The organism is Providencia lanzhouensis (genome assembly GCF_050469745.1).
In the GTDB taxonomy this organism is placed as follows: Bacteria; Pseudomonadota; Gammaproteobacteria; order Enterobacterales; family Enterobacteriaceae; genus Providencia; species Providencia lanzhouensis.
In genome coordinates this window covers 3,462,210-3,486,579 of the sequence record NZ_CP174123.1, presented here as the reverse complement: position 1 = coordinate 3,486,579, position 24,370 = coordinate 3,462,210, and the positions used below count along the sequence as shown (strand labels likewise).

27 protein-coding genes are annotated in these 24,370 nt (G+C 44.1%); 12 read left to right on the top strand and 15 right to left on the bottom strand.

Annotation, left to right across the window (positions count from 1 at the left end; genetic code table 11):
- Window positions 1-2 precede the first annotated feature (2 nt).
- From accB to ACIH2S_RS16355, 3 genes are all read right to left on the bottom strand, one after another.
- The gene (gene accB, locus ACIH2S_RS16365; protein WP_154609985.1) at window positions 3-473 is read right to left on the bottom strand and encodes an acetyl-CoA carboxylase biotin carboxyl carrier protein; all 471 of its coding nucleotides are present in this window, start codon (window positions 471-473) and stop codon (window positions 3-5) included.
- Window positions 474-491: 18 nt separating this feature from the next.
- Window positions 492-956 carry a type II 3-dehydroquinate dehydratase gene (gene aroQ / locus ACIH2S_RS16360; RefSeq protein WP_036956081.1) on the bottom strand — a complete coding sequence of 155 codons (465 nt, stop codon included), beginning with the start codon at window positions 954-956 and terminating at the stop codon, window positions 492-494.
- Window positions 957-1,190: 234 nt separating this feature from the next.
- On the bottom strand, window positions 1,191-2,171 hold the full coding sequence (locus tag ACIH2S_RS16355) for an oxidoreductase (RefSeq protein ID WP_108478430.1): 981 nt from the start codon (window positions 2,169-2,171) through the stop codon (window positions 1,191-1,193).
- Window positions 2,172-2,786: 615 nt separating this feature from the next.
- Here ACIH2S_RS16355 and ACIH2S_RS16350 point away from each other — a divergent pair.
- The 11 genes from ACIH2S_RS16350 to ACIH2S_RS16300 all read left to right on the top strand — a co-directional run bounded on the left by ACIH2S_RS16350 (window position 2,787) and on the right by ACIH2S_RS16300 (window position 15,209).
- A complete protein-coding gene (locus ACIH2S_RS16350; protein WP_006662897.1) occupies window positions 2,787-3,830 on the top strand; it encodes a rod shape-determining protein in 1,044 nt (347 codons plus the stop codon).
- An 87-nt stretch (window positions 3,831-3,917) separates the two neighbouring features.
- Entirely contained in the window at window positions 3,918-4,895 is a 978-nt protein-coding gene (mreC, locus tag ACIH2S_RS16345) for a rod shape-determining protein MreC (protein ID WP_036956086.1), read from the top strand.
- 48 nt (window positions 4,896-4,943) lie between these two features.
- Entirely contained in the window at window positions 4,944-5,432 is a 489-nt protein-coding gene (gene mreD / locus ACIH2S_RS16340; RefSeq protein WP_036956087.1) for a rod shape-determining protein MreD, read from the top strand.
- A gap of 36 nt (window positions 5,433-5,468) precedes the next feature.
- Window positions 5,469-6,056, top strand: a complete 588-nt coding sequence (locus ACIH2S_RS16335) for a Maf family protein (RefSeq protein ID WP_036956088.1) — start codon at window positions 5,469-5,471, stop codon at window positions 6,054-6,056.
- Window positions 6,053-7,522: a ribonuclease G gene (gene rng, locus ACIH2S_RS16330; protein WP_036956090.1), complete on the top strand. Its 1,470-nt coding sequence runs from the start codon at window positions 6,053-6,055 to the stop codon at window positions 7,520-7,522. Before ACIH2S_RS16335 ends, rng begins: the two co-directional genes overlap by 4 nt.
- A 23-nt stretch (window positions 7,523-7,545) precedes the next feature.
- Window positions 7,546-11,343, top strand: a complete 3,798-nt coding sequence (gene yhdP / locus ACIH2S_RS16325; protein ID WP_108478431.1) for an AsmA2 domain-containing protein YhdP — start codon at window positions 7,546-7,548, stop codon at window positions 11,341-11,343.
- On the top strand, window positions 11,343-12,182 hold the full coding sequence (nit1, locus tag ACIH2S_RS16320; RefSeq protein WP_108478432.1) for a deaminated glutathione amidase: 840 nt from the start codon (window positions 11,343-11,345) through the stop codon (window positions 12,180-12,182). Before yhdP ends, nit1 begins: the two co-directional genes overlap by 1 nt.
- A gap of 20 nt (window positions 12,183-12,202) precedes the next feature.
- Complete coding sequence (gene tldD, locus ACIH2S_RS16315) at window positions 12,203-13,648, top strand: metalloprotease TldD (protein ID WP_036956094.1); 1,446 nt, start codon at window positions 12,203-12,205, stop codon at window positions 13,646-13,648.
- Between the two features lie 92 nt (window positions 13,649-13,740).
- Complete coding sequence (locus tag ACIH2S_RS16310) at window positions 13,741-14,262, top strand: ribonuclease domain-containing protein (protein ID WP_036956095.1); 522 nt, start codon at window positions 13,741-13,743, stop codon at window positions 14,260-14,262.
- A gap of 13 nt (window positions 14,263-14,275) precedes the next feature.
- On the top strand, window positions 14,276-14,584 hold the full coding sequence (locus ACIH2S_RS16305) for a barstar family protein (RefSeq protein ID WP_036956096.1): 309 nt from the start codon (window positions 14,276-14,278) through the stop codon (window positions 14,582-14,584).
- 61 nt (window positions 14,585-14,645) lie between these two features.
- Complete coding sequence (locus tag ACIH2S_RS16300; RefSeq protein WP_036956097.1) at window positions 14,646-15,209, top strand: RBBP9/YdeN family alpha/beta hydrolase; 564 nt, start codon at window positions 14,646-14,648, stop codon at window positions 15,207-15,209.
- A gap of 53 nt (window positions 15,210-15,262) precedes the next feature.
- Here ACIH2S_RS16300 and ACIH2S_RS16295 read toward each other — a convergent pair whose 3' ends face one another.
- The 3 genes from ACIH2S_RS16295 to yjgA form a co-directional block, all read right to left on the bottom strand.
- Window positions 15,263-15,583, bottom strand: coding sequence for a low molecular weight protein tyrosine phosphatase family protein (locus tag ACIH2S_RS16295; protein ID WP_036956099.1), 321 nt, complete (start codon window positions 15,581-15,583; stop codon window positions 15,263-15,265).
- Window positions 15,580-15,813 (bottom strand): hypothetical protein, encoded by a 234-nt coding sequence (locus tag ACIH2S_RS16290; protein WP_036956101.1) that lies wholly within the window; start codon window positions 15,811-15,813, stop codon window positions 15,580-15,582. The genes ACIH2S_RS16295 and ACIH2S_RS16290 overlap by 4 nt, the downstream gene beginning before the upstream one ends.
- Window positions 15,814-15,969: 156 nt before the next feature.
- A complete protein-coding gene (gene yjgA / locus ACIH2S_RS16285) occupies window positions 15,970-16,515 on the bottom strand; it encodes a ribosome biogenesis factor YjgA (protein ID WP_036956102.1) in 546 nt (181 codons plus the stop codon).
- A 183-nt stretch (window positions 16,516-16,698) separates the two neighbouring features.
- Between yjgA and pmbA the strand changes: the two genes are divergently transcribed.
- Complete coding sequence (pmbA, locus tag ACIH2S_RS16280; protein WP_036956103.1) at window positions 16,699-18,039, top strand: metalloprotease PmbA; 1,341 nt, start codon at window positions 16,699-16,701, stop codon at window positions 18,037-18,039.
- A gap of 134 nt (window positions 18,040-18,173) precedes the next feature.
- Here pmbA and rnk read toward each other — a convergent pair whose 3' ends face one another.
- From rnk to lptC, 9 genes are all read right to left on the bottom strand, one after another.
- Entirely contained in the window at window positions 18,174-18,584 is a 411-nt protein-coding gene (rnk, locus tag ACIH2S_RS16275; RefSeq protein ID WP_036956104.1) for a nucleoside diphosphate kinase regulator, read from the bottom strand.
- Window positions 18,585-18,784: 200 nt separating this feature from the next.
- Window positions 18,785-19,057 (bottom strand): PTS phosphocarrier protein NPr, encoded by a 273-nt coding sequence (npr, locus tag ACIH2S_RS16270; RefSeq protein WP_036956105.1) that lies wholly within the window; start codon window positions 19,055-19,057, stop codon window positions 18,785-18,787.
- Window positions 19,054-19,908: an RNase adapter RapZ gene (gene rapZ, locus ACIH2S_RS16265; protein WP_036956106.1), complete on the bottom strand. Its 855-nt coding sequence runs from the start codon at window positions 19,906-19,908 to the stop codon at window positions 19,054-19,056. Before rapZ ends, npr begins: the two co-directional genes overlap by 4 nt.
- Before the next feature lie 180 nt (window positions 19,909-20,088).
- Entirely contained in the window at window positions 20,089-20,556 is a 468-nt protein-coding gene (gene ptsN / locus ACIH2S_RS16260) for a PTS IIA-like nitrogen regulatory protein PtsN (RefSeq protein ID WP_036956107.1), read from the bottom strand.
- 88 nt (window positions 20,557-20,644) lie between these two features.
- Window positions 20,645-20,932 carry a ribosome hibernation promoting factor gene (gene hpf / locus ACIH2S_RS16255; protein ID WP_036956108.1) on the bottom strand — a complete coding sequence of 96 codons (288 nt, stop codon included), beginning with the start codon at window positions 20,930-20,932 and terminating at the stop codon, window positions 20,645-20,647.
- 23 nt (window positions 20,933-20,955) lie between these two features.
- A complete protein-coding gene (gene rpoN / locus ACIH2S_RS16250; protein ID WP_036956109.1) occupies window positions 20,956-22,401 on the bottom strand; it encodes an RNA polymerase factor sigma-54 in 1,446 nt (481 codons plus the stop codon).
- A 98-nt stretch (window positions 22,402-22,499) separates the two neighbouring features.
- Window positions 22,500-23,225, bottom strand: a complete 726-nt coding sequence (gene lptB / locus ACIH2S_RS16245; RefSeq protein ID WP_036956110.1) for an LPS export ABC transporter ATP-binding protein — start codon at window positions 23,223-23,225, stop codon at window positions 22,500-22,502.
- Between the two features lie 5 nt (window positions 23,226-23,230).
- Window positions 23,231-23,788 carry a lipopolysaccharide ABC transporter substrate-binding protein LptA gene (lptA, locus tag ACIH2S_RS16240; RefSeq protein WP_036956111.1) on the bottom strand — a complete coding sequence of 186 codons (558 nt, stop codon included), beginning with the start codon at window positions 23,786-23,788 and terminating at the stop codon, window positions 23,231-23,233.
- A complete protein-coding gene (gene lptC, locus ACIH2S_RS16235) occupies window positions 23,772-24,365 on the bottom strand; it encodes an LPS export ABC transporter periplasmic protein LptC (RefSeq protein WP_036956112.1) in 594 nt (197 codons plus the stop codon). Before lptC ends, lptA begins: the two co-directional genes overlap by 17 nt.
- Between the last annotated feature and the right edge of the window lie 5 nt (window positions 24,366-24,370).

Here is a 24,370-nt window from a genome sequence, read left to right as displayed (position 1 = left end):
CGTTATTCGATGACAACTAATGGCTCGTCAAATTCTATTGCATCACCGTTTTGCAACAAAATAGCTTTAACAACACCAGCTTTATCTGCTTCGATTTGGTTCATCATTTTCATCGCTTCAACGATGCAAAGAGGATCGCCAACTTTGACAGTTTGACCAACTTCAACGAATGGTTTTGCTTCTGGGCTTGGTGAGCGGTAGAAAGTACCAACCATTGGTGAGCGAACTTGGTGACCAGAAACTGCCGCAGGTGCTGCTGGAGCCGCTGCTTCTTGTGCTGGAGCAACCGCGTTAGCTAATGCAGGTTGTTGAGCAACTGGTGCTGAGTAGAACTGTTGAGGTGCAGCCATCATTTGAGGTGCTGGTGATACACGACTGATACGTACTGACTCTTCACCTTCAGAAATTTCCAGTTCAGAAATGCCAGATTCTTCAACAAGTTCGATCAGCTTTTTAATTTTACGAATATCCATGGATATGATTCCGTACTCTTATATTTGAATTGAATTAATTAGTCGCACACGATTAACCGCGGCTTGTAATGCAAAACTGTAACCATCTGCGCCAAGACCACAAATAACTCCATTGGACATATCGGAGAAATAGGAGTGATGACGAAAGGGTTCTCTAGCATAAATATTAGACAGATGGATCTCGATAAATGGGATACAAACTGCTAATAGCGCATCACGCAGAGCAACACTTGTATGCGTGAATGCGGCCGGGTTGATTAGGATATAATCAACATTACCTTGTGCTGCATGAATTCTATCGATAAGTTCATGCTCTGCATTTGACTGAAAATGGCTCAGTTTCACCCCTAATTTTTCTGCTTCTTGCATCAGGTTCGATACAATTTCAGAAAGCGGTCGAGCCCCATATTTCTCAGGTTCTCTGGAACCCAGCATATTTAAGTTCGGGCCGTTAAGGAGCAAAATATGAGTATCTTCTGTCATTGTGTTGCTAACTCCGACGATATGTCAATAATCCGACAACATAACGCGATGTCGACGGTTTGTCATCTTTTATCATAAAAATAAATAGATTTTCCACTGACAAGGAAGAGCATTATAATTATTTCGTTGCATATAGCAGCAAAATACTGGTCTTATCAGAGAAATTACCCGAATTTATTTTATAAATTGTGCCGTAATCCACATTGTGGCGACACAATCACGCGTGTTGATGATTTAATTTTGAAGGTTTACTAGGGTACGCCCAGTGACTTCGTTTTTTAAGAGTTTTTTTGCGTGTTCGACACACTCTTCTAATGAAATCTCGCAGCTAACTTGATCATAAAACGCATCAGGTAAGAGTTGCGCTAAGCGTTCCCACACTTTTTGGCGTTTTGCCGCAGGGTAGTAAACGGAATCGACCCCTTGCAGACGGATATTACGCAAAATAAATGGCATAACAGTTGTTGGCAGTGAGAACCCGCCAGCCAGCCCGCATGCAGCCACAGCTCCATTATAGTTCACTTGCGCCAAGATATTGGCCAGCACGTCACCACCAACCGTGTCGATAGCGCCTGACCAACGCTGTTTATCAAGCGGTTTGGCTGGATGAGTAAATTCACTGCGAGGTAGTACGCTTTTCGCACCAATTTTCAGTAAATAGTCGTGATTTTCTGCGCGACCTGAAATCACCACAACTTGATAGCCCAATATAGAAAGTAATTGGATTGCGACACTCCCAACACCACCACTGGCGCCGCTCACTACAATTTCTCCACTTTCAGGAGTGATCCCTGCATCTTCAAGGGCATTCACGCACAACATGGCGGTAAATCCAGCGGTGCCGATGATCATGGCATGTTTCAGTGATAATGCTTCAGGAAGAGGCGTTAAATAATCGGCGGGAACTTTCGCTTGTGTGGCGAGTCCACCCCAGTGTGTTTCGCCAACTCCCCATCCTGTTAATAATACGTGTTGGCCAATATGAAAACGGGGATCTTCACTGTGATGAACGATGCCAGAAAAGTCAATTCCGGGTACCATTGGATATTGACGGACAACGCCTGCTTTTCCATTAATAGCTAGCGCATCTTTATAGTTAATTGTCGACCAGTGAATATCGACGATGACATCGCCAGCGGGTAATGACTCAGTAGGTACATTGAGGATTTCTGGGACGATTTTATCGTCTTGTTGCTGTAAAACGAGCGCTTTCATGATCCACCCCTAATTTTATGATTAAATAAGTGTTTTTTTTAATTTACACACAGGTAAAATCGTTTTCATTGACGCCAGAATGGTATTCAAGCTATTACTTATGTAATTAATTTGTAAAAATGCATTTTTTTCTAGCATAACTAGGCTTTTATCATGCAAAATGTCCTACTCTGACTAATACATCAGCGTGTCGACATGGTTATGGCTTAATTTAAAGTTGATAATAGAATCAGCGAAATTTAAGTTCACTTATTTTGTTGTTAAAAAGCTAGATGTATAGCAATAATTAAAATATAAAAAATTTATTTGAACTTGTAGACGTAATCGCTTGTCACACTGGGAAGAACGCAAAGATGGAGTATATAACAACCAGAGGGCTGTCCATTTTTCGTGCGCGAATGATGAAAAATTTCAAAGGCGTTTGAATTAAGGGTGATTTTCGGGGTTTTTATCTGCTTCGTTTTGTTATAGAAGCATGTACGATTTTAGTATGTGAAAATAGATGAATTAACCATATTTATGAAGTGATTGATTTACGCCTTGAGGCAGCTTCAAGTGGTTGGTAGAGTAGACGGGTTTTTATTCGTCCCCAGCTTGCAGGATAATCCTTTCGTTATGTTTAAAAAATTTCGTGGCATGTTTTCTAATGACCTGTCGATTGACTTGGGTACGGCCAATACCCTCATTTATGTCAAAGGACAAGGCGTCAAATTAAATGAACCCTCTGTAGTTGCAATTCGTCAGGATCGCGCGGGCTCGCCAAAAAGCGTTGCTGCGGTTGGTGGTGAAGCGAAACAGATGCTGGGGCGTACACCGGGTAACATTTCCGCAATTCGACCAATGAAAGATGGTGTGATTGCAGACTTTTTCTTAACTGAAAAAATGTTACAACACTTTATCAAGCAAGTTCATAGCAACAGCTTCCTGCGTCCAAGCCCTCGTGTTTTAGTCTGTGTGCCTGTTGGTGCAACTCAAGTTGAGCGTAAAGCTATCCGTGAATCTGCATTAAGTGCAGGTGCCCGCGAAGTTTTCCTAATTGAAGAGCCAATGGCAGCGGCAATCGGTGCTGGTTTACCTGTTTCTGAAGCGACAGGTTCCATGGTTGTCGATATCGGTGGTGGTACCACTGAAGTCGCTGTTATCTCTCTGAACGGTGTAGTTTACTCTTCTTCTGTTCGCATTGGTGGTGACCGTTTTGACGAGTCAATCATCAACTATGTGCGTCGTAATTATGGTTCCTTAATTGGTGAAGCAACAGCTGAGCGTATCAAGCATGGTATCGGTTCTGCTTTCCCAACTGATGAAGTTTATGAAATTGAAGTTCGCGGTCGTAACTTGGCTGAAGGTGTACCTCGCGGATTCAAAATGAACTCCAACGAAATTTTAGAAGCATTACAAGAGCCACTGACCGGTATCGTGAGTGCGGTAATGTTAGCGTTAGAACAGTGCCCACCAGAATTAGCATCTGATATTTCAGAGCGCGGTATGGTATTAACGGGTGGTGGTGCTCTTCTGCGTAATTTAGATCGTTTATTAATGGAAGAGACTGGCATTCCGGTCATCGTTGCTGAAGATCCTTTAACCTGCGTTGCTCGTGGCGGCGGTAAAGCGTTAGAGATGATTGACATGCACGGCGGTGACCTGTTTAGCGAAGACTAAATCACGCCATAAGCGACTGGAGTTTTTTAGCTCCAGTCGCTTTGACTATTTTTTTATTCTCCGACCATTAGCGAAACTTAGCCATACATGAAGCCAATTTTTAGGCGAGGTCCTTCCCTACAGTTACGCATTTTTATTGCAGTGATAATTGCATTGGTGCTGGTGGTGATTGACCATCGATTTGAGCCTTTCAATAAAATCCGTAATTATTTAGACACGGCGGTTAGCCCATTCTATTTTTTAGCTAACGGACCACGTCAATTCCTTGATAATATCTCTGACACCCTTTCAACGCGGGATCAGCTCCAGTTTGAGAATAAGGCTCTACGCCAAGAGCTATTATTAAAAAAAGCGGATAACTTGCTGCTTGAGCAACTCAAACAAGAAAATGCCCGTTTACGCGAACTGTTAGGTTCCCCATTACGCCAAGATGAACATATGATGGTGACGCAAGTCATTTCAGGTGCGAACACGCCTTATCGCGACCAAGTCGTGATAGATAAAGGCAGTAATGACGGCGTTTATGAAGGCCAGCCAGTTATCAGCGATAAAGGCGTGGTAGGTCAGGTTGTTGGTACCAGTAATTTTAATAGCCGCGTTTTATTAATTTGCGATACTGCCCATGCATTGCCTGTGCAAGTCTTACGTAATGATATCCGTGTTATTGCTGCGGGCTCAGGATGTGCGGATGACCTGCAATTAGAGCCACTTCCTGGAAATACAGATATTCGTGTTGGTGATGTGTTAGTGACTTCGGGCTTAGGTGGACGATTCCCTGAAGGGTATCCTGTTGCTGTTGTTTCAGCGGTGAAGCATGATACTCAACGTGCCTATACTATCATCTCTGCAAGACCAAGTGCTGAGTTACAACGTCTACGTTATTTACTCCTGCTGTGGGGCAATGAAAGTGATCCGAAAACCCCATTACAGCCATCCGATGTTTACCGGGCTGCAAATGAGCGTTTAATGAAAGTGTTGCCGCAGGTGTTACCAACACCAAGCGAGATTCAAGGACCACCATTACCACCGTCCATGCAACCTACACAGCCTCAACCTCAGCCATAAGATAGAGTGAGGGAAACGGTATGATGAAAGGGTGGAGAGGAAATCATAATGGATGAGTATCGCGGTAATGGGCGCATCATTATCTGGCTATCTTTCTTTATTGCACTGATTTTGCAGGTAATGCCATGGCCTGAACAATTGGCATTTTACCGACCATCATGGTTACTGCTGATTTTAATATACTGGGTAATGGCATTACCGCATCGCGTCAGTGTGGGTACCAGCTTTATTTTAGGAATTATTGTCGATTCTATTCAAGGATCAGCTCTGGGCGTACATGCGCTCTCCTTCAGCATCATTTGTTATCTCGTGGCATACAAGCATCAGCTTTTACGTAACATGGCACTGTGGCAGCAAGCTTTGATTATTGTTGCATTAACGGTGGTGCAAGACCTTGCTGTTTTCTGGGCAGAATTCCTTTCCTCACAAGTCTTATTCCACCCACAAGTATTCTGGAATAGTTTGGTGAATGGTATTCTGTGGCCATGGTTATTTTTACTGTTACGAAAAATTCGCCGCCAATTTTCAGTATGTTAAGATTGTGGTCGTTGATGATAACTGGAATGACAATTTATGAGCTTAATTTATCTTGCATCAGGTTCACCGAGACGACGTGAATTAGTCCAACTGCTAGGTTATTCCTTTGAAATCTTGCGTCCCGAAGTGGAAGAAAAATGGCAAGAAGGGGAATCGCCTCAGGCGTATGTCCAGCGCTTAGCGCGAGATAAATCCCGAGCGGGTGTAGCAATTGCTCCTGCGGATCATCCAGTTTTGGGTGCAGATACTATTGTGGTTCTTGACGGTAAAATATTAGAAAAACCGCGAGACGCGGTCCATGCTCAGCAAATCCTCAGTGACCTTTCTGGTAAAACACATCAGGTAATGACCGCCATTGCTGTGTCGAACAAGCATGAGACTCTAACCTCATTGATTACGACAGATGTGACATTCCGCGAGTTATCTTTGCTGGAAATACAGGATTATATACAATCTGGCGAGCCAATGGATAAAGCGGGCGCTTACGGTATCCAAGGTCTCGGTGGACGTTTTATTCGATGCATTAATGGCAGCTATCATGCAGTGGTGGGCTTACCATTGGTCGAAACAGAAGAATTAATACAACGATTTTTAGCGTTAGGTGATGGGAAGGGGAATTCATGACTACGGAACTATTAGTAAACGTAACACCATCTGAAACGCGCGTAGCTTATATTGATGGTGGGATCTTACAAGAAATACATGTCGAACGAGAGGCGAAAAGAGGGCTAGTAGGGAATATCTACAAAGGTCGTGTGAGCCGAGTTTTACCTGGTATGCAGGCGGCCTTTGTTGATATTGGTCTGGATAAAGCAGCCTTTTTACACGCCTCGGACATTATGCCTCACACCGAATGCATTGCGGGTGACGAGCAGAAAAACTTTCATGTTAGAGATATCGCTGAGCTGGTGAAGCAAGGGCAAGATTTAATTGTCCAAGTGGTTAAAGACCCACTTGGCACCAAAGGCGCAAGACTCACCACAGACATTACGTTGCCTTCTCGTTACTTGGTTTTCATGCCGGGAGCTTCCCATGTTGGTGTATCTCAGCGTATTGATAGTGAAGAAGAAAGAGAGCGTTTAAAAGAGTGTGTCGCACAATATTGCGATGAAAACGGCGGGTTTATCATTCGTACCGCCGCAGAAGGTGTGGCTGAAGAGGATGTTAAACAGGATGCTGCATTTTTAAAACGCTTATGGGCGAAAGTGATTGAACGCAAAAAACGTAATGTCACGCGTACTAAAATTTACGGTGAGCTTTCACTGGCATACCGTATCATTCGCGACTTTGCTGGCGCATCCCTCGACCGTATTCGTGTGGATTCTCGTTTAACCTACACGCAGTTGGAAGAGTTTATTGCGGAATATGTGCCGGAAATGACGGCGAAGCTTGAGCTATACCAAGGCAATCAACCTATTTTTGACTTGTTCGATGTGGAAAATGAAATTCAACGCGCGATGGACAGAAAGGTTGAATTGAAATCGGGCGGGTATCTTATCATTGACCAAACTGAAGCGATGACCACCATCGATATCAACACCGGCGCATTCGTGGGTCACCGTAATTTAGAAGAAACTATCTTTAATACGAATGTTGAAGCGACTCAAGCCATTGCGCGCCAATTACGATTAAGAAATCTCGGTGGTATTATTATTATCGACTTTATCGATATGTCTGATGTAGAACATCGCCGCCGTGTGTTAGCCTCACTTGAACAAGCTCTAAGTAAAGATAAGGTAAAAACCACCATTAATGGATTCTCTCAGCTAGGATTAGTTGAGATGACACGTAAAAGAACCCGTGAAAGCTTGGAGCATGTGCTGTGCGATACCTGCCCAACTTGCCAAGGTCGTGGTACGGTAAAATCGGTTGAAACCGTATGTTATGAAATTTTGCGTGAAATCGTGAGAGTTCACCGCACAATCGATGCTGATAGATTCTTAGTTTACGCATCAAAAGCGGTGGTGGATGTGTTGACTGGAGATGAATCTCACGCATTAGCGGAAGTTGAAATCTTTGTAGGGAAACAAGTTAAAGTGCAGATTGAGCCGTTATATAGCCAAGAACGCTTTGATGTCGTCATGATGTAGCATTCTGCTTGAAGGAGAAACTGGTGAAACGACTGCCACGTATCGTACTCGTGACAACCGCTGCCGTATTGTTGCTGTGTGCGTTGGTACTCACCAGTTTGCGTTTTCTATTACCCAATATTGATAATTATCGCCAAGAAATTATCACCTACGTTGAAAATCACAGTGATATCTCACTGGATATTGGTCAGATTGAAGGGGCTTGGCGCTATTATGGTCCCGAGCTTATCATTTCCGATGTTGTTGCCAAAAACCCAATAACCGATATACAAGTCAACAAAATCACTATCGAATTAGATATTTGGAATTCGCTATTATCTTTGCGTTGGCGTTTTCGTGATTTGACGTTTTATCAACTGAATGTGGATTATAAAGTCCCGCTGAGTTTTGATGGACCGGAAGATGAAACCACGAACTATGATGGCGTGGATGACCTGTTTTTACGGCAGTTTGACCATTTTATTTTAAAAGATAGCCAATTGACATTTTTGACGCCATCAGACCAAAAGATGACGTTACTATTGCCTGAACTTTCATGGCTTAACCAAGATGCCCGCCACCGCGCCCAAGGTTTCGTTAGCCTTGAAACGCTAAATAAGCAAAATAGTTATCTGCAAGTGAAGCTGGATGTGTCGGATAAAAACGGCGTACTCAGTGACGGCATATTCTATTTGCAGGCTGATAACATTGATATGCAGCCTTGGCTCAGCAAGTGGTTACGGGATAATACGGGGCTGCGGGACGCCAACTTCAGTTTATCATCGTGGATCACCCTCAAGAATAATCGTATAGATAATGGTCTGATCCAGCTACGTCAAGGTGAAGCGAACTGGGGGGAAGAGCCTCTGACGCAAAATCTTCAAGTGAATGATTTACTGGTGCGCATGAAGCGCCAAGGCAACGGTTGGCTGTTTAATATTCCTGAGCTAGATACCCTGAAAACCAATGAATACATCTGGCCGCAAGGGAGTGTCTCCGTTCTGTATTTGCCTTCATCGGCAAAATATCAAAACAAAGATCACTGGCGCATTCGCGCAAAAAATATTGAGCTAGAACGTCTAAGTGAAGTCTTGCCGACATTCTCGTTTGTTACGCCAGAATTAGTGCAAGATTGGCAGCATCGTCAGCCGACGGGATTAGTCTCGGAATTTGCCCTCGACCTAACGCAAGGCACTGAAGACCATACACAAATAAGTATGGACTGGCAGGATGTTAGCTGGAAAAAATGGAAAGAGCTTCCTTCTGTAAACCATTTCTCAGGGGTACTTATTGGCGGTGCTCAACAAGGGATCCTTTCATTTTCGCTGAAAGATAGTATCGTGGATTATCGCGATGAATTTAAAGCACCTTTTGAGATTAGTAACGCCAGCGGCAAATTAAATTGGATCAATAACAGCAGCGAATTCAAATTGTGGAGTTCCGGTGTGAATTTGCAAGCTAAGGCCGTCAAAGCCAATGGCGACTTTAGCTATGCGAAAGCGAAGCAGCATGATATTGCCGATTTGGCTATTTTAGCGGGGATCAGCACCGATGATGCAGGGGAAGCTTGGCGCTATTTCCCTCAAAAGCTGATGGGGCAGGAGCTAGCGGATTATCTGACCAAAGCGATCATTGCTGGACATGTAGACAATGCGACGTTGGTGTATAAAGGCGACCCTGCACATTATCCTTACTATAAAAATGACGGGCAGTTCCAAGTGTATGTGCCGCTGCGTGATGGCACATTCGAATACGATGACCAATGGCCTGCATTACTGGATTTAAACCTCGATTTAGATTTTAGCCGCGCAAGTTTAGCGATGCATACGGACTCGGTGAAATTAGGGGATGCAACGGCAGAAAATCTCGATGCAGTAATTCATGATTACTTCGATGAAATGTTATATATCGATGCGGGAGTGAGTGGCACGGGAAAACAGATCCAACAATACTTCACCCATACACCACTCAAACATTCCCTTGGCGATACGCTGGATGAGCTACAAATTGATGGTACCGTAACCGGTAAGCTTAATCTCGCGATTCCATTATCGGCTGGAAAAGATGTTGTCGCGAAAGGGCAAGTCAATCTTAATAAAAATAATGTGTTTGTACGCCCAATCGATAGCACATTGCATGGATTGACTGGCAGCTTCAAATTTACCAATGGGGATTTAGTCAGTGATAACATCACGGGGCAATGGTTAGAACAGCCAGTTTCTTTGGATTTCACGACATTAACGCGCCCGAAAGATTATTTGGTGGATATTAACCTTGGCGGAAATTGGGAGCTAAATAAAGTTCCCATGCTGCCAAGTGATATCAAAGGGAAAGTCTCTGGCGTGAGTGATTGGAAAAGCCAAATTCATATCACGTTACCAGAATCATCCAAGCAAGCGACAGGCTTACAGATTGAGGTAGCTGCAGGATTAAATAAGCTAAAAAGCCAGTTACCTGCACTGAATACTGAACTACTGCAACAGCTTGGTAAGATGAATATTCAAGCAAAAGGCACGACGGAGCAATTAACGGTAGGTGGTGATATTGGTCAGCGTCTTGGTTTTAATTCTCAGTGGTCGCTCACCAGCTCGCCATTGAAACTACAAAAAGCTCACATTGCCCCATGGAATAATCAGGTTCCTGCATTACCAAACGGCTCAACCATTTTAGTGGATTTACCTGCGGTAGAAGATGTCAATTGGGAGAAATTAGCGAGTGGCTTTTTATCTTCTTCTGCCAGCGAACATGTGGGGCAAATTGGCTACCCAGATACCCTTGAGGTTAAAGCGCCATCCGTTTATTTGGCAGGTCAGCGTTGGAAAGATTTGAGCTTCTCTTATGATTTATACCGTGATGAACAGCAAATTAATGTAGAAAGTGCAAACCTAAAAGGGCAGCTACAGATTTGGAAACAGCAGCCATGGGCGCTGGATATTGAATACCTGTATTACAATCCTGAAGGTTCGCTAGCGTCAAACGAAAAGACCCCTTCATCGGAAGTATTCGACTTTAGTCAGTGGCCTAAAGTGAACATCCATTGTGCCGAGTGTTGGGTGAGTGGGCAAAAACTGGGAGAAATCTCGGCGCAAGTCACGCCAGTGGGGCAGCACACTTTAAAATTAACCGCAGGTTCACTGAAAAACAGTGCCAGTGAGTTAAAGCTTGATGCCTTATGGCGCAGTAATGATGGCAATAAAACTGAGATTGCAGGCTCGCTAACTGGCGAGGCTTTCGATGAAACTGCCGCTTATTTTGGTGTCTTGGTGCCGATTATCGACTCTCCATATTCGATTGAATTTGACCTGAACTGGGCGCAGGTTCCTTGGGAGCCTGAGGTTGCGACACTGAATGGGAAAATGTCAGCAAAATTAGGGAAAGGTGCGATTGCCCATATGGGGGGCGGGCGTGCTGGGCAGTTATTACGTTTAGTCAGTTTTGATGCGTTATTGCGCAAACTTCAATTAGATTTCCGGGATACGTTTAGTAATGACTTTAACTTTGATTCGATTAAAGGCAATGCGGTCATCAATCAAGGTATTCTAACCTCGAAGGATCTTTATATTGATGGATTAGTCGCGGATATTGCCTTGAATGGGGATATTGACCTTGTTAAGCGCCAAATTAATGCGGAAGCGGTCATTACCCCTGAAATTTCTGCTACAGTAGGTGTAGCTACCGCATTCGTGATTAACCCGTTTGCGGGCGCGGCAGTATTTGCGGCATCGAAGGTCCTTGGTCCGTTGTGGAGTAAAATTTCGGTTATTCGCTATCGCGTAAGCGGTAGTCTGGATGAACCTAAAATTGATGAAGTACTACGTCAGCTTAAGGAGACTCAAGAGTAATGAAAACGGGTAATGTTGCACTTTTGCAGTTATGTAGTGGTAAGAATACAAAACACAACTTGGCACAGATAGAGCAGCAAATTAAACAGTTGCCTGATACCGTGCAGTTAGTTCTTACTCCTGAAAATGCATTACTATTTGCTGATGCTGCAACCTATCGTAAACAGGCTGAAACAGAAGGTAATGGCCCATTACAAGACGCTATCCGTGGGATGGCTATCCGTTACAATGTGTGGATTCTGATTGGGTCAATGCCATTGATTAGCCGTGAAGATCCTGAACGTATTACCAGTAGTAGCTTACTGTTTGATGCGAAAGGGAATATCACTGCGCGTTACGATAAAATTCATATGTTTGATGTGAACATCGAAGATGAACAAGGCGAGTATAACGAATCGGTTATTTATCAACGTGGTGAGCACCTGACTGTGGTTGATACACCAGTAGGTCGCTTAGGTTTAACCATTTGTTATGATTTACGTTTCCCTGGCTTATTCCAAGCATTACGTGAACAAGGTGCGGAGATTATTTCCGTCCCTGCGGCGTTTACTCGTTATACTGGACAAGCTCACTGGGAGCCACTGTTAAGAGCCCGTGCGATTGAAAACCAGTGCTATGTTTTAGCGCCAGCGCAAGTTGGGGTGCATGGTACGCGTCGTACATGGGGACATACTCTCGCCGTAGATGGCTGGGGTAAGGTGATGAAAAAGAATGTGGATGCTGTTTCCGCGTTGGTCGTGAATGTCCAGCCAGACAGCTTAAAAGTGATGCGTGAACAGATCCGAGTGGTGAAACATAACCGCTTTAGACCACAATTAACATCATTGATTAAAAAATAAACTAAATAAGAGTAATGAATATGAGTTTAGCTTCTGTCAGCGAACATTTGCTGGCTGCCAACGGTCTTGGTCAAGATAATCTGTATGATATTTTAGGGCTGCTATCTGAGCGCCGTGTTGATTATGGGGATCTCTTTTTTCAGTCTAGCTACCATGAATCATGGGTTTTAGAAGATCGAATCATTAAAGATGGCTCCTACAATATTGACCAAGGTGTTGGGGTTCGAGCGATTACGGGTGAAAAAACGGGTTTTGCCTATGCAGACCAAATTTCATTGCTGGCACTAACCCAAAGCACCACTGCAGCCCGTAGTATCGTGACTGAACAAGGCTCTGGAAAGTCACAGATTTTAACCAATGTAGACTACAAAAAACTCTATTCTGAAGTGGATCCTTTGCGTAGCTTACCGCGTGAGCAGAAAATTGAATTGCTGCATCGCGTTGACCAAGTGGCGCGCGCTGAAGATCCTCGCGTAATTGAAGTGAATGCCAGCTTAACTGGCGTGTATGAGCAAGTGTTAGTCGCTGCCACCGATGGCACATTAGCAACGGATATTCGCCCTCTGGTGCGTTTATCGGTGAGTGTGCTGGTGGAACATGATGGCAAACGTGAACGCGGAGCAAGCGGCGGCGGCGGTCGTTATGGTTATGAATATTTCCTCGAAATCCATCAAGGGCAAGTACTCGCGGAGCAGTATGCCCGTGAAGCGGTACGCATGGCGTTAGTGAATTTATCTGCAGTTGCCGCTCCTGCAGGCATGATGCCTGTAGTATTAGGTGCAGGCTGGCCAGGTGTTCTACTCCATGAAGCGGTAGGTCATGGTCTAGAAGGTGACTTTAACCGTCGTGGCACCTCTGTTTTCTCAGGAAAAATGGGAGAGCAAGTCGCATCTTCCCTGTGTACCGTGGTGGATGATGGAACCATCGCAGGGCGTCGCGGTTCATTAGCTATTGATGATGAGGGGGTTCCTGGTCAATACAATGTGTTGATTGAGAATGGAATTCTACGTAACTATATTCAAGATAAACATAACGCGCGTTTAATGGGTGTGGCGCCAACTGGGAATGCGCGTCGTGAATCTTACGCTCATTTACCAATGCCTCGCATGACAAATACCTATATGTTAGCGGGTGAATCAACACCGGAAGAGATTATTGCCAGTGTTGATAAAGGGTTGTATGCGCCGAATTTCGGTGGTGGTCAGGTGGATATCACATCGGGTAAATTTGTGTTTTCAACCTCTGAAGCTTACTTAATTGAAAATGGTAAAATTACTTCACCAGTGAAGGGGGCGACCTTGATTGGTTCTGGTGTTGAAGCTATGCAGCAGATCTCCATGGTAGGTAATGACCTGGCGTTGGATAAAGGCGTAGGTGTTTGTGGTAAAGAAGGGCAAAGCGTGCCAGTGGGTGTGGGGCAACCGACACTGAAACTCGATAAAATGACCGTGGGTGGCACCGCGTAATCACACGTTAAGATAGTCTTTTATTTTTCGCCCTAGTCACGAATGTGACTGGGGCGATTATTTATCCGCACAGCAAAAATAATTGAGGCGTTATGAATAAGCGTATTATTTCTTTAGTGTTAATGGCAATTTTGATTGCGGTTAGCCTGTACTTTAAAGGTGGCGAGCAGGGCGCACCGGAACCATCTTCTGGTACATCATCAACCACACAAACTATATCAAGTACACAAAGCATACCGCCTTCCCGCGAAGCGATAACTCCGCGTGAAACGCCAAAAACGATTGATCAGCTGACCGCTCAGAACAATGTGGTCAGTTTTATGGAAAAATATCAAAAACTCCCCGCATTTTACATGACAAAAAAGCAGGCAAGAGAAGCGGGTTGGGATGCTAAAAAAGGGAATTTATGTGAAGTTTTGCCCGGTAGAGCCATCGGTGGCGACCGCTTTTCTAACCGTGAAAAAGGCCTGCCTATTGCCGATGGGCGACAGTGGTTTGAAGCTGATATAAATTATCGTTGCGGGCATCGTGGTGCAGACCGTCTACTCTATTCCTCTGATGGAATGATCTTCGTTAGTACAGACCATTATAAAACGTTCCAACAAGTTAAATGATTGGGGGATAGCGATGAGCAAGACCGTCGTTTTTGATTTTCGTGAAATAGATAGCCTTGAGGAATTTTATCGGCAATTTCAGCAACAGTTCTCGCTTCCTAAATGGTTTGGCCATAATCTCGATGGGTTATGGGATGTGATTACTGGGGAAATAGAGTTACCCGTTACGCTGATTTTTAGCCATTTAAAGGCGGTTCAGCGTACGCAATTTTCATCGGTGATTGAATTGATGAATGAAGCAGAAGAAGAGCTAGATGAAGCGTTTATTTTTCTCATAGATATCACGAATAATGAGAATGATGCTTCACAAACCCCATGCTAGATTTGCGAAATGATTCTGCGTTTAGCCATTTTTTGTGGCGATTAATATTGAGGACGATTAAGTGGACGGTAAAAAAGTTATCATTGTTCATGGTTATACAGCATCACCGAATGATAATTGGTTTAACTGGTTAAAAGATGAATTAGAAGCGGTAGGGGCGACGGTTGATGTACCTGCATTACCAGAATCAAATTCTCCTGACCCGCAAAAATGGCAGCAATGTTTACTTGATGCCAATATTCAGTTTGATGAAAATACTATTTTAGTTGGGCACAGTTTAGGGTGCATTACGGTATTACGCTTTCTGGAAAATAATGCGCCAGAAGGGGCTAAAATTGGCGGCTATGTGCTAGTTTCTGGGTTTGATCGCTCGCTGGATTCGTTGTCTGAGTTGGCTGACCATACTCAGTTTTCATTGGATTATAATAAGCTGATTGGCATAACGGATAAGCGAGCTTCGATTATCTCTTCCAATGATTGGGTCGTGGATCCTGATGCTTCAATTGAGTTAGCAAAAGCATTAAAAACCTCTGTCACGATGGTGGAAAGTGCTGGGCATTTTCTTGATAGAGAAGGTTATACTCGACTTCCTGCATTACTCAATCTTCTACGATTTTGGTATTAAAAAATCCCCCTATGTTTTTACCACATAGGGGGATCTGAATATTTTGAATTTATTTACTTTAGATAACTCGGCACAGAGGATTCAAATAGTTGAATCAGCTCAGGATCCATATATAGGTAGTCGTCGGGAATATCTAGTACATGGATAGGCTTATGTTCAAGTAAACGAGAAAAATCGGCTATGAGCCGATTTTTATGTTTCAGCTCCATCACAAAAATAACATCCGCCCAGCGAATGAGATTGACATTGATGGGGCGTTTGGCATTGCGGCTAGTTCCCGCTGAACGAGTTACCCAGCGCGGGTGATTGCGCCAGATCTGTTCAGCGGTAGGGCTACGCCATTGATTTCGACTGCAGATGAATAAAAGGTTCATTTGTCATTTTGCATATCTTCAAGGCTACGTCGCGCTAGTAACGCGTTACTCACTTGAGGATAATCAATGCCTAGTTGTGTGGCACGAGCCAATTTTTCACTTCGAAGGTACAAATGCTTCCAGTTTTTTTCTGGAGTAAAACATTGGGTTTCTTGTGAATTTAAATTGTCGCGTGATTTGTTAATACGATCTTTGGCTCGACGCCAAGCTCTATTTCGGGTGTTATCCATATTTGCCTCATTAATTTATCGTGGTTCAGCAGCCGCGATAATACGGGTCAAAATATGACGTTGAAGATGATAGTGCGATTTGGTATCGCAAGCAACAATGGGGTGGGTTTTTAAGAATACTCCCCTAAACCACTGTGGGTATAGGGGAATAGATGATTAGTTGCTATCAGAAAGTTCTTTCAGATATTGGAAAATCTGGCGGAATGCTTTTGGTGGTTTATTTCCATCACGCTCTTTCTTCGCATTACGGACTAATGCTCGCAGTTGCTGGCGATCAGTTTGTGGGAATAGCGCAACGACTTCTTCAATGACTTCATCGCCATCGGCTAATAAACGGTTACGCAGATCTTCCAGCTTGTGCAAAATAACAACTTGCTGGTTATGGCGGTTTTTCAGCTTATCAAGGGCTTCAGTGATCGGTTCAACTTCACGAGAACGTAGTAGTTTACCGATAAGTTGTAATTGACGACGACGACCTTCACGTTTAATTTTTTGCGCTAATTCGATAGCTTCAAGTAATTGCGTGTCTAATGGGATGCGCTCAAGCTCGCTTTTACTTAAATCAACAAGTTCCGCCCCCAGTTTTTTGAGGATCTCGGCATCGCGTTTAATTTCGCTTTTGCTGACCCAAATAATCTCATCGTCCTCATCATCTTGGGGCGCTGGGATATCATCCAGCCAATCTTCAGGCTGTTTGGCCATAGGGATTTTCCTTTTTACTAAACGCCGCCGTGTAATTACGAGTAATTAGCATGATTTACGGCGTTGTGAGTGTTAACATTTATAGATTAACTCTATTGTAACTGGGAAAACCCCCTTATGACTACCTGACATTGATATGTCGAGGTAGAAAATCACTTTTCCCCTCTTTATTGGACAAAATGCATGAGTGTTACTGAACAAGTTGCCGAACAACGTAAACAATTAGAACAAGCCGTCGCCCACGCATTGGAATTCGCCAAAAGCCGTTGTGATGGCGCTGAAGTTGCAGTCAATAAAAGCACCGGCATTAGCGTGAGCACGCGCCAAGGTGATGTGGAGAATGTGGAATTTAACAGTGATGGGGCGCTCGGGATCACGGTTTACCATAAACAACGCAAAGGCAGTGCATCTTCAACGGATTTAAGCGACGAAGCCATTGAGCGTACAGTTCAAGCCGCGATTGATATTGCGTCTTATACTTCTGAAGACCCGTGTGCAGGCCCTGCTGACAAATCATTACTGGCATTTGATGCGCCGGATTTAAACCTATTCCAAGCTACAGAGCTTTCCCCTGAGGAAGCCATCAAGCTGGCATCAATTGCGGAAATGACCGCATTAAATGCAGATTCACGCATTGTGAATACGGAAGGCGGTAGCTTCAATGGACACTATGGTATCCGTGTCTTTGGTAACTCTCTAGGTCTATTAAAGAGCTACAGTTCTAGCCGTTATTCGATGTCGAGCTGCGTAATCGCCGAGCAAAATGGTGAAATGGAGCGCGATTATGCGTATACCATCGCACGCAGCATGCAGGCATTAAAATCCCCTGAGTGGGTAGGTCAAGAGTGTGCTCGTCGTACATTATCTCGCTTATCGCCACGTAAATTGCCAACCATGAAAGCTCCCGTTATTTTTGCCTCAGAAGTGGCGACGGGGTTATTTGGTCATTTAGTCGGTGCTATCAGTGGCAGCAGCATTTATCGTAAATCATCATTCTTAATGGATAGCCTTGGCAAACAAATTTTACCAAGCTGGTTAACTATTAATGAGCAGCCGCATTTGATGGGTGGTTTAGCCTCATCCCCATTTGACAGTGAAGGTGTACGTACTACTGAACGCAATATTGTGGAAAATGGCGTTCTGCAAACCTGGCTGATGACCAGTTATTCTGCGCGTAAACTGGGGCTGCAAAGCACAGGTCATGCGGGTGGGATTCATAACTGGCGCATTGAAGGACAAGGCTTATCGTTTGATGCTTTGTTGAAGCAAATGGGGACCGGCTTAGTAGTCACTGAGCTGATGGGACAGGGTGTGAGTGGAATTACGGGGGACTATTCCCGTGGGGCATCCGGTTTTTGGGTAGAAAATGGCGAAATTCAGTATCCTGTGAGCGAAATTACCATTGCAGGTAATTTGAAGGATATGTGGATGAACATGGTGACTATCGCCGATGATATCGAAACGCGCAGCAATATTCAGTGTGGTTCTGTGTTGATCCCTGAAATGAGTATTGCAGGGCAGTAAGTTCTAGTTGAACAATAAGCGCTAAATAGCAAAAAGGCACTCAATGAGTGCCTGAATACCGCCTGAAGACTAACGACAGTTTCTTGATGGAAACTTTTTTCGGCTAGTCTTCTTTCTCTTGTTGAGCATCGCAACTAGCGATGGAACTCGCCAGCCGCTTCAGGTTGATAAACAATCTCTAACACACGAACACGGGTTTCTACGCCGTTTGGCAGCGCCCAGCTAATTTCGTCGTTAACATGTAAACCTAATAAAGCTGCACCGATTGGCGCCATCACGGACAGTTGTTCTGCACTATCTTTGAGAGAGGCAGGGTAAACCAATGTGCGTGTGCGCTCTTCGTTACTGATTAAATCTAAGAAACGAATAGTGCTGTTCATTGTGACCACATCCGCAGGGATCTCTTGTGGAGATACGATATCTGCGCGGTCTAATTCGTCGTTTAGTGCTTCAGCAACAGGCGTACCCGCATAAGCGGCTTGCTCCATCAGGGCATCTAAGCGTTCTGCATCTAAATCATTGATAATAATTGTTGGCTTTGTCATACCACACTCCAATAGGGACGTACAAAGCAAACACCCCCCACCCAGAAGGCAGGGGGTGTTTGCTAGAAAATAGATTATGTAAAATATTAGGCGCTATAGGCGTTAAAGGGAAGAGATCGGGATCACGAACTCGGTGCCTATGCGTGTAAAACCATGTATATCGCTCTGTTCGCTAAGATGTAATGACGCAATGAGTTGGACTACTCTTCGTCAAATCCACTTTCAAACAGTTTAATGATTGCGGATAACGCCAAATCTTCATCGGGTCCGCTAACCTCGATATCAATTTTACTACCTTGTTCCGAGTCTAACATCAACATCGCAATAACGCTATCCGCCTCGGCCTCAATTTGGCTGTCATTTTTTAAAATGACTCTAGAGTTAAATTGTTTAACTAAATCATAGAGAAGCATTGCTGGTCTGGCATGCATACCAAGGCGGTTTTTTAGCGTAATCGTTGCTTTGACGGTCATTGCTTGCGTTTTTCCAACGTTCTGTGGCGTGACTGGACGTTTTTCCCTCGGGAGCGGAAATAATCAGCCAGCTGTTCTGCCACATACACCGAACGGTGTTTCCCTCCCGTACAGCCGATGGCGACGGTGAGGTAGCTGCGGTTATTGGTTTCTAACATCGGTAACCATAACTCTAAGTAACTACGAGTCTGGTAAATAAAGTTATGAACCTCGGTGTGTCTGTCCAAGAAGGCCGCAACGGGACGATCTAAACCGGTCATTGGGCGCAGTTTAGGATCCCAGTGTGGGTTTGGTAAAAAGCGCACATCGAAAACGTAGTCAGCATCAATTGGAATACCGTGTTTGAAACCGAAGGACTCAAACACCATGGTCAGCTCACGCTCGCGTTTGCCCATTAAGCGGGTTCTGAGCATTTCCGCTAATTCGTGCACTGACATTTCTGAGGTATCAATGACCAAGTCAGCGCGGGAGCGTAGCGGTTCTAATAGCTCGTTTTCTTCGTCGATGGCACTTTCTAAGGATAAATTTTTACTTGAAAGTGGGTGTAATCGACGAGTATCACTGTAACGACGAATTAATGTGTTGCGATCTGCATCCAGAAATAGCAGTTGTGGCGAGAAGGTTGATGGCAGTTTATCAATCGCTTCTTCAAACACTTCTGGATTGTCGGGCATATTACGCACGTCAATGCTCACGGCCGCAGAAATATTGCGATCGGCAAGTGAATTAGCCAATTCCGGCAGTAAGACTACCGGCAGGTTATCCACACAATAGAAACCCATATCTTCCAGCGCGCGTAGGGCAACGGATTTTCCCGAACCGGAACGGCCGCTGACAATCATCAGCACCATGAGCTAACTCCCTTCTGTCTCTTAAGGATTTATATCTTAATGATCGATTTCTCACTGATCACACATTTCTAATTGATCAAACACGTCTGACTATTTTGCATTTTGCGGTGTTTTACGATGCCGAATGAAAGAAATCATAACAATATCATTAGGCTGGCATCAACACATATCAGTTATTACTTACTCAATGATGATCTGGTATAACTCTTCGTCACTTTGCGCACTACGCAGACGCTTACAGAACGCTTTATCCGCTAATTTTTTAGCGATAAGAGACAACGTATGTAAGTGAGTTTTACATTGATCCGATGGAACAAGTAATGCAAAAAGCAGATCAACAGGTTGGTTATCAATCGCATCAAACGCAATGGGCTCTTCTAAATGCAAAAATACGCCAGCGGCGCGTGCACTGTCGCCTTCATTGAGTTTGCCATGAGGGATTGCAATTCCACCACCAATACCCGTGGTGCCAACTTTTTCTCTGGTTAGTAACGCTTCAAATACCGTATTTTCCGGTAATCCCAACTCGGCGGCCGCTAACTCACTAATAATTTCTAATGCTCTCTTCTTACTGGTGCAAACTAAATTATTACGTGTGCAACTGGCGGATAAAACATCGCTTAATTGGATTTCTATATCACTATTCATTTTATTATTCACTTAGGACTACAAAACCAGATGATGTATGCCACCATCTGGTTCAGAACATTAATCAGTCAACGACTGGCTAAATGTATTAGTGTTGTCTCAGTTTTTCTTTATGTTTGGTTAATTGGCGTGACAGCTTATCAAGGAGTAAATCAAGTGCCGCGTACATATCGTCGTCTTCCGCTGATGCGTGAATTTCTGCGCCGTTGAGTTGCAGGGTGGCTTCAGCAATTTGCTGAACTTTTTCCACTTTCAGAACAACTTGGATACTGTTAATACGATCAAACAATTGCTCTAATTTCTTGAGTTTTTTCTCAACCGTTTCGCGCAATGCCGGTGTAACTTCAATATTGTGTCCAGTAATCTGAAATTCCATACAATCTTCCTTATATTATTGGGTTAAACCAACTGTTTACGTTGATTTGATGGCGGAATAGATAATGACTCACGATACTTAGCAACAGTTCGACGAGCAACTTGTATACCTTGCTCTGCCAGCATACTCGTCAATTTACTGTCACTCAATGGTTTTGCTGGGTTTTCCGCAGCAACCAGCTTCTTCACCAGCGCACGAATCGCAGTGGAGGAGGCTTCTCCTCCGGTGTCCGTGCTGACGTGACTGGAGAAAAAATACTTCAACTCAAAAATGCCTCGTGGACTATGCAGAAATTTTTGAGTTGTCACACGGGAGATAGTCGATTCATGCATGTCCACCTGATAGGCAATGTCTGCCAAAATCATTGGTTTCATATACTCTTCGCCTAACTCAAAAAATTCTTGTTGTTGCTCAACAATACAGGTCGCCACTTTAAGTAATGTTTCATGGCGGCTCTCTAAGCTTTTAATCAGCCATTTCGCATCCTGCAAGTGACTGCGAATATATTGCGTGTCACTTTCGCTGGCTGAATCATTTGCCATTGAAGCATAATGATTATTGATGCTTAACTTAGGGATGCTATCTGTATTTAACTCAACTTGCCAGTGCCCACCGACTTTTTTCACCAGCACATCGGGAATAACATATTCCGATTCACCCGTATTGATTGACTGCCCTGGCTTGGGATTCAGCGTAAGGATCAGGTCAATTGCTGTTTTCAGCGCATCTTCTTTTAAGCGGGTCAGTTTGCTCAGTTGCCGAAAATCACGATTTGCCAGTAAATCAATATGATTGCTAATAATCAGTCTAGCTTCTTGCAGACCAATTGTCTCTTTTGGGTATAAAGAGAGCTGGATCAACAAACACTCTTTGAGATCCTGAGCTGCCACGCCTAATGGGTCAAAATGCTGGATACGTTTTAAAACGGCAACGACTTCTTCTAAGGTGATATCGGGGTCATCAATCCCTTCGTGGATCTCACTGATTGAGCTTGTGAGATAGCCTGAATCATCAATTGAATCGATAATCGAAGTCGCAATCGCGCGATCGGTATCGGTAAACGGGGTGAGATCCGCTTGCCAGATTAGATAATCTTGCAGTGTTTGGGTAGTTTCCCCTTGGTAAACAGGAAGTTCATCGAAGCTGTAGTCGTTGCTAGTGCCCGACGGGGTACCTGCTGTATAGATTTCATCCCAATCAGCATCTAGGGGAAGCTCATCGGGCATATCCGCGTTTTCAAGGGCATCTTTGGTATCGATTTCGCTGCTGTCAGTGTCGTTGCCTAGGTTATCTAAGTTCTCTTGCTCAGAGGATGACTCTTCTTGTTCAAGCAGAGGGTTGGTTTCAAGTGCGAGTTGAATTTCTTGTTGAAGCTCAAGTGTGGATAACTGCAACAGGCGGATGGCCTGTTGCAATTGAGGTGTCATTGCAAGTTGTTGACTGATTCTGAGCTGCAAACTTTGCTTCATGAATGTGCTTTATTCTCCATTACCACTTACACAACCAATGTCATGACAACCAACAAGGCAATACTACAAACGACAGTCTACAAGCGATAGTCTACAAACTACAGTCTAAAGCCTTCACCCAAATAAACACGTTTCACTTGCTCGTTTTCAAGGATCATCTCTGGTGAGCCGTGAGCAATCAAGTGCCCTTGGCTGACAATGTAAGCACGCTCGCAAACATCGAGAGTTTCGCGGACGTTATGGTCGGTGATTAACACACCAAGCCCATAGTCACGCAAGTGTTGGATGATTTTTTTGATATCCAAAACGGAAATCGGATCAACCCCTGCAAACGGCTCATCTAACAGGATAAATTTTGGATTAGCAGCGAGGGCGCGTGCAATTTCCACTCGACGACGCTCACCACCGGACAGTGACTGACCTACGCTATCACGCAGGTGAGTAATACTGAACTCCTCCATCAGCTCTTCAGCACGCTCTTTGCGCTGTTCTGAGGTTAAGTCAGGACGAATTTCTAACACGGCCATCAGGTTATCATACACACTGAGGCGGCGGAAAATAGATGCTTCTTGAGGAAGATAGCCAATGCCACGACGAGCGCGCTCATGCAGAGGAAGTAAGCTAATATCCTCACCATCAATTAAAATTTTACCAGCATCCCGCTGAACAATGCCGACTACCATATAAAAAGTGGTCGTTTTACCCGCACCGTTAGGGCCTAAGAGACCGACGATTTCCCCTGATTTCACTTCCAGGCTGACGTCAGTGACTACGCTGCGTTTTTTATAGGATTTCGCCAGATTCTCTGCGGTTAGTGTTGCCATAACAATTATTTACTCTTACTTGTTGATGAACCCTGCGCTGCTGGGCCTTTCTCTTGTAACTGGGCTGGTAATAAGACAGTTGTTACGCGCTTGCCTTTATCGCTGAACGCTTCCATTTTTTGTGTTGGAACGACGTAAGTGATCTTATCGCCTTTGATATTACTATCGAGCTGCTCAAGGTAGGCATCACCCGTTAATGTCACCAGCTGCTGATCAACTTCATAACGTGCTTTGGATGCGTGACCTTTAATTGGTTTGCCATCGTCTTGTAACTGGAAGAAAGTCACTGGCGTACCAAATGCTTCAATGACGATTTTATCGGAATCGCTGCTTGGGCGAGTCACAACAACTTTGTTGGCACGAATATCAATGGAACCTTGCTTGATAACAACGTCATCAGTAAATGTGGTGATATTTTTTTCTAAATCAAGAGATTGCTTAACCGAATTAATGGTCATCGGTTGTTGGGTATCTGTTTTCAGTGCCATTGCCGGTAGGCTAAGAGCCAAAATTGCACTTGCAATAGCCCCTTGAATAAAACTTTTCTTAGTTACTTGATTCATTGTGTTGCTCTTTTGGTTGTAACTCATAGTGAGTTTTAACATCTTCAATTAATTCAGCGGTTCTTGTACGAAGGTTCCCCTTCATTTTTAAGCCCGTTGAATTTAGCCCGTGTCCGATAATGGTAACTTTATCGTCAGATGAAACATCTTGTGTGACTAGATTGACCACCGCATTATCTGTGGTAATGCGCTGGATTTGAGGCTCAGGAGTCAAACTGTCAACTTGAACATCGCTATACAGGTAGAGCACACGCTCTTTGGTTAATCTTGCCTTAATGGATTTCACCGTCCAAGTCGGCGTACCCGCATCGTTATAAGTGGTTAATACCGGATTGGTAAACCACGTGATTTTCCCATCGGTATAATTATCAACTTTGCTCGCGGCGAGTTTATAGGCTAAATCACCCGCTGGATTATAGACGAAAGTTACTGAATCATCAGTTTGATAATTAGGTTTCCCGTCATTGATTTCGGTTGTTAATGGTTTGGAGTCATCGTAAACCGAAAAGTTCCAACCAATTAGCCCCAATACAATGAGGGATAAAACAGTGATTAACCACTTTTTTGCGTTGCTCATGAATG

What these genes read in the sequence shown, in the direction of transcription:
- yjgA (WP_036956102.1), bottom strand. Translation starts at nt 16,515, where the DNA reads ATGGCCAAACAGCCTGAAGATTGGCTGGATGATATCCCAGCGCCCCAA.
- ACIH2S_RS16335 (WP_036956088.1), top strand. Translation starts at nt 5,469, where the DNA reads ATGAGCTTAATTTATCTTGCATCAGGTTCACCGAGACGACGTGAATTA.
- nit1 (WP_108478432.1), top strand. Translation starts at nt 11,343, where the DNA reads ATGAAAACGGGTAATGTTGCACTTTTGCAGTTATGTAGTGGTAAGAAT.
- ACIH2S_RS16295 (WP_036956099.1), bottom strand. Translation starts at nt 15,583, where the DNA reads ATGAACCTTTTATTCATCTGCAGTCGAAATCAATGGCGTAGCCCTACC.
- mreC (WP_036956086.1), top strand. Translation starts at nt 3,918, where the DNA reads ATGAAGCCAATTTTTAGGCGAGGTCCTTCCCTACAGTTACGCATTTTT.
- ACIH2S_RS16310 (WP_036956095.1), top strand. Translation starts at nt 13,741, where the DNA reads ATGAATAAGCGTATTATTTCTTTAGTGTTAATGGCAATTTTGATTGCG.
- accB (WP_154609985.1), bottom strand. Translation starts at nt 473, where the DNA reads ATGGATATTCGTAAAATTAAAAAGCTGATCGAACTTGTTGAAGAATCT.
- aroQ (WP_036956081.1), bottom strand. Translation starts at nt 956, where the DNA reads ATGACAGAAGATACTCATATTTTGCTCCTTAACGGCCCGAACTTAAAT.
- rpoN (WP_036956109.1), bottom strand. Translation starts at nt 22,401, where the DNA reads ATGAAGCAAAGTTTGCAGCTCAGAATCAGTCAACAACTTGCAATGACA.
- hpf (WP_036956108.1), bottom strand. Translation starts at nt 20,932, where the DNA reads ATGGAATTTCAGATTACTGGACACAATATTGAAGTTACACCGGCATTG.
- lptA (WP_036956111.1), bottom strand. Translation starts at nt 23,788, where the DNA reads ATGAATCAAGTAACTAAGAAAAGTTTTATTCAAGGGGCTATTGCAAGT.
- ACIH2S_RS16355 (WP_108478430.1), bottom strand. Translation starts at nt 2,171, where the DNA reads ATGAAAGCGCTCGTTTTACAGCAACAAGACGATAAAATCGTCCCAGAA.
- rng (WP_036956090.1), top strand. Translation starts at nt 6,053, where the DNA reads ATGACTACGGAACTATTAGTAAACGTAACACCATCTGAAACGCGCGTA.
- mreD (WP_036956087.1), top strand. Translation starts at nt 4,944, where the DNA reads ATGGATGAGTATCGCGGTAATGGGCGCATCATTATCTGGCTATCTTTC.
- npr (WP_036956105.1), bottom strand. Translation starts at nt 19,057, where the DNA reads ATGACCGTCAAAGCAACGATTACGCTAAAAAACCGCCTTGGTATGCAT.
- ACIH2S_RS16305 (WP_036956096.1), top strand. Translation starts at nt 14,276, where the DNA reads ATGAGCAAGACCGTCGTTTTTGATTTTCGTGAAATAGATAGCCTTGAG.
- tldD (WP_036956094.1), top strand. Translation starts at nt 12,203, where the DNA reads ATGAGTTTAGCTTCTGTCAGCGAACATTTGCTGGCTGCCAACGGTCTT.
- lptC (WP_036956112.1), bottom strand. Translation starts at nt 24,365, where the DNA reads ATGAGCAACGCAAAAAAGTGGTTAATCACTGTTTTATCCCTCATTGTA.
- lptB (WP_036956110.1), bottom strand. Translation starts at nt 23,225, where the DNA reads ATGGCAACACTAACCGCAGAGAATCTGGCGAAATCCTATAAAAAACGC.
- rnk (WP_036956104.1), bottom strand. Translation starts at nt 18,584, where the DNA reads ATGACAAAGCCAACAATTATTATCAATGATTTAGATGCAGAACGCTTA.
- ACIH2S_RS16350 (WP_006662897.1), top strand. Translation starts at nt 2,787, where the DNA reads ATGTTTAAAAAATTTCGTGGCATGTTTTCTAATGACCTGTCGATTGAC.
- pmbA (WP_036956103.1), top strand. Translation starts at nt 16,699, where the DNA reads ATGAGTGTTACTGAACAAGTTGCCGAACAACGTAAACAATTAGAACAA.
- rapZ (WP_036956106.1), bottom strand. Translation starts at nt 19,908, where the DNA reads ATGGTGCTGATGATTGTCAGCGGCCGTTCCGGTTCGGGAAAATCCGTT.
- ACIH2S_RS16290 (WP_036956101.1), bottom strand. Translation starts at nt 15,813, where the DNA reads ATGGATAACACCCGAAATAGAGCTTGGCGTCGAGCCAAAGATCGTATT.
- ptsN (WP_036956107.1), bottom strand. Translation starts at nt 20,556, where the DNA reads ATGAATAGTGATATAGAAATCCAATTAAGCGATGTTTTATCCGCCAGT.